This is a genomic window from Bacillota bacterium (assembly GCA_018818595.1).
GTDB lineage: Bacteria > Bacillota_I > Bacilli_A > Izemoplasmatales > Hujiaoplasmataceae > JAHIRM01.
The window spans coordinates 1-13594 of record JAHIRM010000007.1; the positions used below are offsets into that span (position 1 = coordinate 1).

The window sequence follows — 13594 nt, forward strand, 5'->3', positions numbered from 1 at the left end:
TACCAATAGACTCTATAAGTAATATCTGAATATCTTCAAATCCAATTTAACCTTTTTTAAGTATGTCTTGATGATGAGATTTTAATCACTTATTAGTGATTTTTTTTATTTTTACCTCTTGACATACTTACCGGTTGCTTAATCATTAGTTAAGTTGATTATAATATCATTTTGAACATATGTCAATAATTATTTATAATTACATTTTTCTTGCTTCTTAAACCCAAAAAACATTTTCTTGAACATCAATTGAAATAATTTAATTAATTTTTATTCTTTTGATGCCTCAATCAAAGCGATAATAACCATAATGGTTCCAACTATAGGAAGAAACCCCCATAGTAAATACCATCCGCTTCTTTTCGTATCATGCATTCTACGAATTGCAATTGCGATTGAAGGCACAAGAATTGCCAAATAATAAATGTAAGTTACCCAATTAAAAAAAGCTCCAAACAATCCTAATAAAAATAAAATCAAACCAATTCCAAAATTAAACAACATTGCCATCCAGTATTCTTTGACAGTTGATTTTCCTGAAAAATCATTCCATCTGATCCATAATTGTTTGAACTCTTCCACAATAAATCCCCCTTTTATTTTTATTAAATTATAGCATATATTTTTTTAACATTATATATTCAATTAAAAAAAACATCGTATTTTGATTTAAACATCAAAAATACAACGTTGTTCTTAAAAATTTATATATTAATTATTCATTTGGTAATCATTTAAATAATCCGCACTTACCCAGTAAATATCAAACAAATCTTCTATGACTCTACAAAAAAACAAATAAGCTCCATCTGGAGATACCGAAGCGCAAAGTTGAATATTATCTGCATTATTAATTTCTTCACCTAGTTTAATAGCACTTTGAAACTCTCCATCCACATTATATGAAATATAAATGGATGTTAAAAGATTATACCCTCCACTATTATCAAATAACATATAAGATTCATCTGGTGCAATGTAGGGATGAGCTCCATAAATTCCAGTGCTTTCACTTGGAAGGTACTCTTCATCTACATATCTCATGACTCTAATTCCATTACTTGCGGTGTAATAGATATTGCCATTTAAGCTAACACTTATATACATTGCAAATCCATCATTTAATTCATTTTCTAAGTAGATTGGTTCTTGCCAAACTCCATCTGTAAATTCGCTGCGATAAATGACAAACTCATCATGATTATCTCTTTTAGAACCAAAATACAAATACTTTCCATCTGGAGTAATAAATGGTTCAAATTCTGCCACATCCTGACTAATAGGAGATAAGACAGGTTGAATCCAGTTTTCGTTTATATATTCTGTGTAGAAAAGACGATTTATTCCTTCTGCATTTCTTCTAGTAAAGAAAAAATAAGTAAAATCAGGAGAAAAGGTCCCTGCAAATTCTAATGTTTCCAAAGTAGAAATAATATCGGGTGCGAATATTTCTGGAGTTAAAGTAGGTTCTTCTAATCCAAAAACCGTTGTTTTGTCAACTGTTGTAGTTGAATCGATATTACTTTGACACCCTAAAAGCAATAAAATCAAAATACAGATTGTTGTTTTTTTAAACATATTATCACTTCCTAATTATTTTATTAAAAATTGATATTAATTCTCTTTTTCAATTTTAATGGATTTTTGTGGGTTTAAAATGACATTTAAAAGAATTCCTACGAGTGCAGCTAAACTCATTCCACTCAAAGAAACACTGTCATTTAATTGAATCGATGCTTGTCCAAGTCCAATGACAAGCATTGCTCCTACAATAATTAGATTCTTCATACTCGATAAATCAACTTTTTCTTCTACTAATACTTTTACACCATTAGCGGCGATTAATCCATATAAAACGATCGTCATTCCTCCTAAAACTCCATTAGGAATGCTTAATATAAAAGCTTGAATATACCCAAAAAATCCAAGCATAATTGCAAAGATTGCTGCAAGTCCTGTCACCCAAACACTTGCTACTTTTGTCATTGCAACTACGCCAGTATTTTCACCATAAGTCGTATTTGCAGGTCCACCCATAGCAGCACTAACAAATGTTGCAATTCCATCGCCTAGCAACGTATTATCTAATCCAGGATCTTTAATTAAATCTCTTCCAATTACTTGTCCAAGTACTGTATGATTTCCAATATGCTCTGCAATGGTTACAAAAGCAATCGGAGTAAACATTAATACCGCAGATAAATTCATTGCATATGTTCCTACAAAATGAAATTCAGGAATTTGAAAAAATGCGACTCCTGAAAAGACTGTAGAAAGATTCACAACTCCTAATAATAGAGAAGAGATATACCCTATAATAATCGCTATCAAAAACGGAATTATCTTCACTAGACCTTTTGTATAAATACTAATAATAATTACAGTTACAAATGTTATTAATGCAATAACTGGGGCTTCAAAACCTGAAGACCCATTAAGTCCAGCACTATTAATAGCAACCGGTGCTAAAACCAATCCTATAATCATGATCATTGGTCCAACGACTACTGGTGGTAATAAGCGTTTTATCCAATCATTTCCAACGAATTTAATAATGATTCCAACGATTACATAAATGATACCTACTGCCATTAATCCAAAATATGCAGCACTAAAATCTTTAGATCCATCTAAATTAGTAACTGTGGATGCTTGAATCGCAAGAATAAAAGCAAAGCTACTTCCTAAAAATACTGGAGATTTTGCTTTTGTAAAGAAAATATAAATCAAAGTTCCTACACCGCTAGCGATTAAAGTAACGCCAACTGGTAATCCTGTTAAAATTGGAACTAAAACAGTAGCTCCGAACATTGCAAATACATGTTGCAAACTCATAAAAATCCATGCAATAATACTTTTAGGCTTTTCGTGTACATCTAGTAATATTCGATCGTTCATTTGCATCCTCCGTAACTTAGTAAAAATTGGTTAATTCTTACTTCAAAATTCAATAGTATACCAATTATACACTATTCTATTAAGATTCTAAACAACATATTTCGAGTTTTAAATCTTTTTAATACCAATTTTATATCCGATTCCAATTGCTTTCCCTAGTTCATAATATTGATTATCTAATCCATATAAAATTGTTTTAACCTCTGAAAGATTCAATGTTTGATTTTTATAGATAGATTCATCTACTAAAGTTTTTATAATTTCACAAAGATAAATCACTCTTTGTGAAATTTGTTGACGAGATAAAACTTTGGCTATCAAAGAAATAGGAGATAGCGTAATAATGGGGACATTATCGACAATTTCAAATTGAGTATTTTTAGATTTATCCTCTACTTTTCCGGTATATATTCCGCAATAATCCACAAATTCAAGCAAATTAGTTGTAGGAACATTAATTGAAAATGTACTTGTTTCATCAATATGAGTTGATGCAAGATGATTTTCATTGATACTAATCATAATTAATGGAGGATTAATTCCTGCAATGGCTATGTCTCCTATGGTTGTAAAGTTAATGACATTTTCATGACTTGTTCCAATAAGTACAATGGTTGCTGGATGAATTAAAGGATATTTTTCAATTTCTACTTTCAATTTAATACACTCCTCATTTAATGGTTTATTTTATTTTTTAATAAGATTTATCACATGACTCCAAGTTCCAGTTTCGTCTTTTGATTTTAGAAAAATATGAAAAATGGGTGCTAAAACACTGGCGACAAACCCTGCTGCAAATCCGTTGTTGTATAAATCAAATCCTCCTTGAAATTCCAATGCCAATGGAGTGATTAACAAATGAATAAACCCTGCGAGAATCCCAGGAATAATTCCAAATTGACCAGCAATTGGGGCTAATCCTGTAACAAATAAAACAGAAAGTGTTGGCCCAATGGTCCATTCCAACGGAGTAAGCTCTATTGCTAAAATAGCGCCTATAATCACAGGAATTGAATTGAGAGGATGCTTTCCAAACGCAGCAAACCCAAGAATAGTTAGAATAGCTCCCATGACAGGTCCGTTTATTAAAATTCCTGTACAAAGTATTAAAACAACACATAACAATCCCATGATCCCAATATTCAATAATGTGGCATCTGTCCCAGAATCTTTCACAAAATCAGTTAACAATCTACCTGATCTTTGGAGTATTTTAGGATATTGTTTCACGACTTTTGGATTCTCTAAAAATGCAAATAAAATAAAAAGACTCGAAATCACAATTGTCGATATTAATAGCACTTGATGATAACTATTATTTAATTCAGAACCTCTTAGTATATCAATATCAAATGATCCAAGTATTCCTGTTAAAAACATCGAAATAACACCCATAGAAAAACCTGTATTGTACAAGTTATATCCTTGGTGAAATTTCATTGCAAACATATTAAAAGCTGGCAAAATAAAGCCAATCACAATTCCTATACTTACACCAAGTATAATCCCTGTTGACAATGTCAATCCAGCTCCAAAAATTAAAAAACTAACAATAGGTGAGATACCTGATGAAAGTAAAAATACAAGAACATGATCTTTACATTTTGTTTTAGTGGCTTTTGTGAATAAAAAAATTCCAAAATACATTGGAAGGGCATTATATAAATTCTTGCCAAAAAAAGCAAATCCTGCTATGGTAAGTAAGCAAGCAAAAACGGACCCTGTAATTTCGACTTTCATCCATTTTAAAAGAATGAGATTTAGCCCTGTTGTCATTAATACATTAAAGAGAGTTGCGGCTAATCCTCCAATAAACAAGTAATCCGATAGTAACACGGAAGGACTTGTTAAAATGCGTCGATATCCAAGGAACATCTCATCGAGAGGTTCGATTGTAAAAGAGATAATCAATAATACGATGAAAATGACTGGTATTATAAATTTTCGCTTCATTTTATGCAATATGTTAGTCATTGGTTCATGTCCTTCCTGAATGTCATAAGATATAGGGGAATGATATAAAGAATGGCTCTGTTGCATCATGAATAATTCCATTTCGTTCTTGTATGATAAATTATACTATATTTTTTTTCTTTGGTAAATATAGTTGGAAAAATTAAAATTTGTTTTGATAAATAAAGTATTTTTTTTTATGATGTTTACATGTTTATTATTTTTTGGTATTATGAACTTAATTATTATAAAAAAGGAGCAAGAAAATGAAAAATCTTAAGAATTCATTCTTAAACATGATGAAAAACGACAAACAAAAATTTATATTTGTTATGATTCGTATTACAATTGCGTTTTTGTTTTTTATTGGTTTATTTATACCATACATTGTTGGTTCAATGCTTGTAAATAACCATGTATCATTAAACCAATTGCCTGGAGCTACTTTTTATTGCATTCTTTTCTTCGTAACAATACTCATTTATTTCTATTTTGTATTAATTTCAAAAGATAAAATGGCAAAAAAAATTCTATTAGGTCAAGTAATTATAAGTAGTTTAATTTATGTTTACGGTTTATTACTATATCTTGTAGGACTTCCTGAGGCAAGTGTAGGATTTAGTCTAGTATTTGAACTGCTATTAATTGGGTTGATGTGGTTTATGTATTTTAAAGAAGATATGGTATCTCATATTCTAAAAAAATACATCATTAAACCAGTGATAATAAACCAATCCTCTGTCATAGAAGACCAAAAACCGGCCGTTGAAGAGATAGCTCCAATTGTTGAAGAAAAGGCTCCTGTTGTTGAAGAGAAAGCTCCAATTGTTGAAGAAATAGCTCCAATTGTTGAAGAAAAGGCCCCCGTTGTTGAAGAAGAAAAACCAGCAGACAAAGAACCAAAAACACCAGCTGAAAAGTTAGATCTGACAGTAGAAGAAAAAAAACTAGTAGAATAAATTATTAATTATCATTATCTCATGTTATAAAAAAGAAACTAGATGAATCATCTCTAATTTCTTTTTTTTATTGTGTAATTAGTTCATATTCTTCTGGAATAAACCACTTAAATATTCGAAGAATTCTTAAAGTATTCCAACGACTTTCTTTCCCTTGTTTTTCCATTACAAAATGAATTTTATTTACTCTATTATTTTGAAGAAGCCAACGGTTATTATCGTTTTTTTTCTCTAGCAATCGTATAAGTGCTTCTTTCAATCGAATATCATAAGGAAAATGAATAGATGCTAAATATTCTAAAGCTCTAAGCGTATTGTAAAACCAACGACTTGGGTAAGACAACATTAACATGGAAGGGTGAATTATCTCTTTTGTTCTTTCTGATCGAAATAATTTTTTTCGAAGCATAAATTCAATTCCTTTTGGAACACATTCTTTTATTTCATCTAGTCGATAAGTATATCCGCACGCTTCATAATCACGAAATGCTTCAAGTACACAAATCGTAGTATGCAAAGAGCTATGAATATCTTTTTTTTGCCAAGCACAATTCCACCCTCCATCTACATACTGATGAAGTAAAATATAATCAACAATTTCAAATAATTTAGTTGAATAAAGATGAGCGTTTGTTGTAATAGATAGAATCATTGCACAAACACACATATCTTGATAATGATTTGCTCTTACTTTACCTTTATTTTCCCACATAGAGTTTAGAAGCAATTCGCTACTATCTTTAAAAAATGGCGATGTAGCATCCACACCCATATTAAGAAGTTCAAGAAGTGTATAATGAGTTGATATCCATTTGGGAGAATAGATACCTTCTCCCCACATAAAAGTGTCATCGTTTCTTAAGTGAATGAGTTTTTGAATCCATCCAACACTTGGCAATTCATTTTTTAGTGTCGTTAATTCTTCTTCACTAAAATCTAATAGATCTCTTTTCACTTGATAAGCGATAGCTTTATCTCCTGATAGTAACCACAAAATTGTTGGATTATAAATTAAATTTGAGTTCATTTACTTCTCCTTAAAAAAATATTTTGATGGTTAATTTCTATTTATTAAACGAAATAGACGGATTTAAATAACTTTCCCAACGATTTGTTTTAATCAAAATTTTAATTCCTTGCTGCGAAAGAAATGCAAAAAAAGTTCTTTCTAATTCTGTATTTATTATGGCCCGTGAAAAGATGATGGAAGAATATCCTTGAAACGAATTAATCGCAACCGCAGGTTTTGAGCCTGACCCTAAATTAAATGTAAAGGAATCAATAAATGGAATCATCGAATTTGGAACTTTTATTTCTCCAAAATTTGTAAAAGTAATTGTGGTTGGCTTCTTCCCGTATACGGAGTATCCAATTTTAAACAGAATCTTTTTAAGTGGCAAGGGACAAATACGAACCAGAAAATTTTTAACGATTTTTACATTGCTATTGATTTTGCTTTGAATTTTAATAGGATCCATTTCTCTCATAAAATCACTTTTTACTTTTAATAAGATATCATCAAAATCTGGGGGGTTATCCTTCATATAGTAAATACTATGAATGTACAGTGAAAAATTTTTTAATGTTTCGGAATGATACAGTGGTCTTAAATTAATTGGAATACATATATTTATAGGCATCTTTTGTAATTTATTTAAATCCCCAGTAAGAATAGTTGCATAAATAAGAACTGCACTAATATATTGTGATAAACTAACTTTTTTAGCCTTAGCGAGTTTAAGTAATTCGTCTGTTTCAATTTTCGAATCAATGATGCCACATCCTGGATAAGGAAATCGTTTTGCTTTGATTAAATAAGCATCAGGCACTTTATTCTTAATTGTTTTTGTTTCAGTAAAATTAACTTCATAGCTATCTTCTGCTTCTTTATAAGAAGGGATTTCTCCAATGGTAAAAATATCTTCACTGTTGTCTAAATCATGTCCTAATAATCCTAAATATTGAAATATAACTGCTTTTAAAAAGATAATAGCAGCTCCTCCATCACATAATGCGTGAAACACTTCTAAACTAATTCTTTCTCGATAATAAAAAAATGTAAAGAAATAATGATTATTTTTATGAGTATTGATTTTTTCACAAACAATTGAATTTTCTTCTTTTATAATAGGATCCATTGGATTTGGTTCAAAGTAATACCAAAAAATGCCATGTTTCATCCTTACAAAAAAAGTTGGGAATCTATTTTTACAATCTAAAATAGCTTGTTTTAAAATTTCTGGATTTATATCATTTTTTAGAGTAGCCGCAACTCGAAATACATGAGTATATCTTTCCGTAGTTAAAACAGGATAAATTTTAGCAGCATTATCCAAACGATACCATCTTAAATTTTGCAAAAATTTCCCCATGGATTGTCCCCTTTTGACTTGTATATATCATTTCATAAAAAATTAAGTAAATTATTTTCATAATTCGAGATTAAATTATCAAAATAGTTTATAATAGAAATGAGATTGAAACTCGTTTAATTTCTGTTTGTTTTTAAAAATTTTAATCGATTTTTCAATTTGATTTTTTTTTATTTTTTAAGAATTAAAAGCTTCTGTTAAGGAGGAGTGATTTCAGTGGATAAAAACGACAAACGTCATAATGACAAAAACAATAAGAAGAAAACTAGTGCACAAAATAATATAAAAAACAAAGCATCTGTTTCTTCTGCCCCCACAAGTCCAACTACAAATGATTCTACATCGAACAAGAATCAAAAATCAAAAAAGACATATTAAGTTTTTAATGATTGATTCTTACTAAAATGAGGCTTTTCTATTTAGAGAAGTTCTCTTTTTTTTTGAAAAACGATTTACTCCATATACTGAAAGGACAATGATACAAGATCCAATTATTTGAAATATCCCAAAATGTTCATCTAAAAATAATACTCCTGCAAGAATGGCAATGACAGTTGTTAAATTTGCAAATATGGCTGCTTTTGCGACCTCAAGATGAGTCATGGCATAGTTTATCATTAAAAAGGCTAATACAGAAGATAATCCTGCTAGAAATACAACCGATATCCAAAACTGAACGTTTTGAAAAGGAATGATAATCAATTCCTGAAATGAACCGATGCTTTCAATAAGTCCTATTGGCACAAACGTGATAAACCCAATAAAAAACATGATGTATGTTCTTTCAAAAGCTGAAAATTCAGTTGCTATTTTTCTAGAAAGGACATTAAACATTGCAGCTGAAATTACTGCACCAAGTATTAGGACAAACCCAATCCAACTAAATTGTCCTTCTGATTGACCTATGGTTGTTAAACAAACACCTAAAATTGCAATAATTGCAAAAACAATTTGAATGGGTTTTACTTTTTCTTTTAGATAAAAAAAACCAAATACAAAACTTGTGATTGGAATTAACGCCAGAATGATTCCCACAAAAGAAGTTTGAAGCATCGTAATTCCATAACTTTCACAAATAAAGTATAAAACAGGTTGAACCAAACCTAAAAGAAAAATATTGTATAATTTTTTGCCTTTAAAATGTAGTTTCTTCTTTCTAAAAATGAGTAAGATATTTAATATGAGAAAAGCTACTCCAAAACGAGCACCTATAAGTACAAAAGGAGACGTTAAATTCAAAGCAATCTTTGAAAACATAATACTAAACCCAAAAATAGAATATCCTAAAAACAAAAAGATAAAAGAAATTTTGGTTTGAAATGATTGTTCTGTCTTCACATGGATTATCCTCGAATAAAATTTAACATTACCATAAATCATATCATATTTAATAGCTTTTTCCAATTGATTCTAAAAAAAACAATGCAACATTGCATCGTTTTTTTTGATTGTTCATCCATTGGAAACTATTTAAATAAACACAAAGCATAGATGATTTTTTATAAAATTGCCTGCGAGGAAACTGAGCTTATTTGCGTATTTTTTACTAAAACAATTTCATCATATTTATTTTTATTTTCTTCTAAAATAACGTGACTTACGTTTACAATGGTTACACCTTTTAATTCAAAGAGACTGTTTTCTATTGCTAAAACTTTTTCTCTATCAAGTGAAGCAAATGCTTCATCAAAAAAGATAATATCAGCTTTGTTAAGCAATCCTCTTGCAATTGCAATTCTACTCTTTTCTCCCCCAGAAACGTTTTTGCCATTATCTAAAATAACTCGGTTCAATCCGTCAGGATGTAAACTTACAAAGTCGTGCAATCCTGCTCGATCAATTGCATCCCAAATTTCATCATCGGAATAATCTTTGTAAAGAGCAAGATTATTCTTTAATGTGTCTTCAAATAAGAAAATTTGTTGCTCAATGTTAGCAATCTTTGAGAAATAATCCATTTTAAAAATATCTTTTAATTCCATACCATCTACTAAAATATTTCCGCTTTGAGGATTAAAGTATTTTCTTAATAACCGTAAAACAGTAGATTTCCCTCCACCACTTGGTCCAATCACTAAATACTTTTTCCCTTTTTCAAATTTTAAATTTACTGATTCTAATACTACATTATCTCCATATGCAAACGATACATTTTTAAACTCAATTGAGTGTTGTAAACCCTCAAATGATTTTGTTTCTTCGTAATTTGTTTGATTTTTTAGAGAGTTATCAATTCTTACAAATATTGCCTTCACTGAAAAAATACGTGGTAACGCTTCAGAGAATTGGGAAACAGGTCCAATGATGTTATCAATATTTTGCGCCACTACTACAACTCCAGAAAAGAGAATAATTCCTTTAATTGTTAAAAACGAAACCACAAACATTAATCCAATAAAAGTAATTCCAAAATTTATATTTTGTAATGCAAAAATAAAGGACATAATCTTATCGATAACATATTTTTTTTCTTGAACTTTCTTGCTTTCTTGATTATACGTAAGAGTTACTTTTGATTCTAAATTATTCGTCTTAATAATATGGAATGCTGAAAGCACTTCTTTAATAAAGCCCCCATATTTCGACATCATTTCGCTTCGTTCTTTGTTGTGCTTTTGAATTGGTTTTGATGATAAAACAGAAATTAATGCGTTAATTATTATCATTCCGATTCCAATTAAAAGTATAATTGGGCTAATAATTGTGATGATTAATATGGATGTTCCGAAATTGATTAATGCTTCCTGTAAAACGATGATTTGTTCTACATAATCTTTTTCAATTAAATTAAAATCATTTGTTAACGCAGAAACATATAGTGCATTATTATCATGTTGAAATTCGTTAATGTTTTTATGAAATACTGATTGTATATAGTCTTTTTTCATTTTGACCATAATTGTTTTAATGACACGCCCCTTTGTATACGCATATAGTAGATTACTAGGCATCATTATAACTGCATAAAAAATCACTGATTTTGCATAAACAAAGAACATATCCCATTCACTTGCTAAAGCAGCATTTACAAGATCATAAAGTGCAAAAGACAATTTAAATGTAATAAAAGCGACAATCAACATAGTAAATACAGTAAGATAAGTATGTTTAAAATAAGTTTTTTTCTTTTTCATAGATTTGCCCCCGCAAAATATTCTTTTGCGCTATATTTAGACATATACCCATCTTTAATTTCTAGAACCACATCATATAGATTTGTAATTCCATCAAAATATTTATGACTTATCGAAATAACAGTTGCATCTAAATCAAGTAACGTTTGTTCGATTTGACGACCTAATTCATCATTCAGTGCAGATGTCGCTTCATCAACAAATAAAATTTCCGCTTTCTTACATAATGCTCTTGCAATAGATACTCTTTGTCTTTCTCCACCAGATAAATTTTTTCCGTTTTCACTTATCACCGTATGAATTCCATTTTCAAGAGAATCAATAAATTCAGATAATCCCGCTTTTTTACACGCTTGAAGTACTTCTTCATCTGAATTAGACTTGAAAAGAGAAATGTTATCTTTTAAACTCGCTTCAAACAAAAACACATCCTGATATACATAAGAAACTTTTTCATTAAAGGATTTACTTGATATTTGATTCATATTAATGCCATCCACATCAATCACACCATCATAATCATCTAAAATATGAGATAACAATTTAAACAAGGTTGTTTTTCCAGATCCACTTGGTCCTTTAATTAAATGCTTTTTCCCTTTTTCCAAAGAAAATTTAATGGATTTAAAGATTGGATTACTTGCATCATATGCAAAACTAACTTGATTTAAATTAATGCTGTTTTGAAAATGAAATGGCAATAAGTTATCCTCTTCTTTTACTTGTTCATCTGAATTTGTAATTTTTTCAAATATAGCTTTTGATGATTTGAGTACATTCACTAGTGGAAGCATGTTTACAAGAGGAAAAATAGCGCTTGAAGAAAGCTGAACAATTAATACAAGTTGCCCATAACCAATTCCTGTTTTAATTTGATACATTAAATAGATAAGCAATCCCATTAATACAAAATAGCCAATTGTTATATTTGAATACATTTGTAAAGCAGTAAAAACATTAAATTTGAATTTCTTTCCTTCTAAATCTAAAATTTGAGTTTTATTTTTCTTTAAAAATATATCTTCAATATTATTTAATTTTAAAATTTCAAGACCTGTAAAGATATTTGAAATATTGACAGTAAATTTTTCGTTTGAAGTGGATACGTCTTTTTGAAGTGAAACAGTCTTTTTTTCAAAAAGTTTCGAAATGAATAATACCATAACAGAAACTCCAAGAATGATTAACGCAATAACCCAGTTTAAAAAAGCCAATATTACTAAAACGGATACATATAACCCACATCTAAAAATAAAGTTAATCAAAGATAAAAAGAAAGAAGATTCGAAAGTATTTATATCGTTGATCAAATTAGATACATAAACATCTCTTGATTGCTTATTAAATTGTTTGTAACTCATATGAATGATTTTATCGAAAGCCTTTTCTCGTAAAGACAATAATACATCTCTCATATAGGCAATTCGCATCATTCTTGAAATAATAAATAAAACTGCATTCAAAATTAAATATAAAACAGATAATCCAAGAGCTATCCAAAAAAATTGCATGGTATTTCTTTCAATTGTTTCAAAAATGAGAGCTACTACTCCTATTTGCATTAATTGAGAAATAACTGGAAGGAAACATGCTATTACATATAATATGAATTTTCCTTTATGTTCTAGTAGTAATTTTTTCATCTCATACCTCTTACTGTGTTTTACACAATAATAGATTATCATATTACTGTGTAAAACACAATTATTATTTTATTTTATTTTATCTTTTTATAAATATTACATAATTAGAATCATAAAACAGAAATTTTTTTATCTCAAAAAATATAATGAAATTATTGTTGACTCAATTCAAACAGACATTTTTCTTGCCACAGTTCTTCTTGTTTTAATTTAATTTCATCATCAGAGACTGCAGTTAATGCATACGACAAAGCGTAGACTGCGTGTCCTTTAACATGAATCGTTGCTACTGCATGTCCTGCAGCTCGTGCAACATATCGTGCTGCAGCAATGCTTGCTTCTCTTGCCGCTTTATGAGCGGAGAACGAAAGATTTCTTGCTTCTTTTATCTTCAATTCATTTTTTATAAAAAGTTCAGTCGCTTCTAAAGCCTTTCTTGGCCTAACATCATTTGGATAATTTTCTTCATAAAGATATAATACATGAAACACACAATCAGATACAAATTTTAACAAAGATTTAAATTGTAATTTATCTAAGTTTTGTTTCATTTCTATCTTAATTTTCACAAGAGTTTTTTTCATAAACAATCTTCTTTCATTTATAGAAAAGCGAAATTATTTTTAATAACGAGG

13 protein-coding genes are annotated in these 13594 nt (G+C 29.3%); 2 read left to right on the plus strand and 11 right to left on the minus strand.

Translation table 11 applies throughout. The annotated features are described in order from the left end of the window. Window positions 1-270: 270 nt before the first annotated feature. From KJ971_01665 to KJ971_01685, 5 genes are all read right to left on the minus strand, one after another. Window positions 271-582 carry a DUF805 domain-containing protein gene (locus KJ971_01665; GenBank protein MBU1144551.1) on the minus strand — a complete coding sequence of 104 codons (312 nt, stop codon included), beginning with the start codon at window positions 580-582 and terminating at the stop codon, window positions 271-273. Between the two features lie 129 nt (window positions 583-711). Beyond that, entirely contained in the window at window positions 712-1578 is an 867-nt protein-coding gene (locus tag KJ971_01670; GenBank protein ID MBU1144552.1) for a hypothetical protein, read from the minus strand. Between the two features lie 36 nt (window positions 1579-1614). Then, on the minus strand, window positions 1615-2898 hold the full coding sequence (locus KJ971_01675; protein MBU1144553.1) for an NCS2 family nucleobase:cation symporter: 1284 nt from the start codon (window positions 2896-2898) through the stop codon (window positions 1615-1617). A 108-nt stretch (window positions 2899-3006) separates the two neighbouring features. Continuing rightward, window positions 3007-3555, minus strand: a complete 549-nt coding sequence (locus KJ971_01680) for a flavin reductase family protein (protein MBU1144554.1) — start codon at window positions 3553-3555, stop codon at window positions 3007-3009. Window positions 3556-3585: 30 nt separating this feature from the next. Continuing rightward, the gene (locus tag KJ971_01685) at window positions 3586-4872 is read right to left on the minus strand and encodes a DUF1576 domain-containing protein (protein ID MBU1144555.1); all 1287 of its coding nucleotides are present in this window, start codon (window positions 4870-4872) and stop codon (window positions 3586-3588) included. 245 nt (window positions 4873-5117) lie between these two features. Between KJ971_01685 and KJ971_01690 the strand changes: the two genes are divergently transcribed. Then, complete coding sequence (locus KJ971_01690; GenBank protein MBU1144556.1) at window positions 5118-5810, plus strand: hypothetical protein; 693 nt, start codon at window positions 5118-5120, stop codon at window positions 5808-5810. A 67-nt stretch (window positions 5811-5877) separates the two neighbouring features. Here KJ971_01690 and KJ971_01695 read toward each other — a convergent pair whose 3' ends face one another. After that, a complete protein-coding gene (locus tag KJ971_01695) occupies window positions 5878-6837 on the minus strand; it encodes a hypothetical protein (protein MBU1144557.1) in 960 nt (319 codons plus the stop codon). 37 nt (window positions 6838-6874) lie between these two features. Continuing rightward, a complete protein-coding gene (locus tag KJ971_01700; GenBank protein MBU1144558.1) occupies window positions 6875-8182 on the minus strand; it encodes a hypothetical protein in 1308 nt (435 codons plus the stop codon). A 216-nt stretch (window positions 8183-8398) separates the two neighbouring features. Between KJ971_01700 and KJ971_01705 the strand changes: the two genes are divergently transcribed. Next, window positions 8399-8560, plus strand: coding sequence for a hypothetical protein (locus tag KJ971_01705; GenBank protein MBU1144559.1), 162 nt, complete (start codon window positions 8399-8401; stop codon window positions 8558-8560). 21 nt (window positions 8561-8581) lie between these two features. On the opposite strand, the gene KJ971_01710 is transcribed toward KJ971_01705, so the two are convergent. From KJ971_01710 to KJ971_01725, 4 genes are all read right to left on the minus strand, one after another. Then, entirely contained in the window at window positions 8582-9520 is a 939-nt protein-coding gene (locus tag KJ971_01710; protein MBU1144560.1) for a DMT family transporter, read from the minus strand. Between the two features lie 161 nt (window positions 9521-9681). Next, window positions 9682-11316: an ABC transporter ATP-binding protein/permease gene (locus KJ971_01715; GenBank protein ID MBU1144561.1), complete on the minus strand. Its 1635-nt coding sequence runs from the start codon at window positions 11314-11316 to the stop codon at window positions 9682-9684. Then, window positions 11313-12959: an ABC transporter ATP-binding protein/permease gene (locus tag KJ971_01720; GenBank protein ID MBU1144562.1), complete on the minus strand. Its 1647-nt coding sequence runs from the start codon at window positions 12957-12959 to the stop codon at window positions 11313-11315. Before KJ971_01720 ends, KJ971_01715 begins: the two co-directional genes overlap by 4 nt. A gap of 152 nt (window positions 12960-13111) precedes the next feature. Further along, complete coding sequence (locus KJ971_01725; protein MBU1144563.1) at window positions 13112-13543, minus strand: hypothetical protein; 432 nt, start codon at window positions 13541-13543, stop codon at window positions 13112-13114. Window positions 13544-13594: the final 51 nt, after the last annotated feature.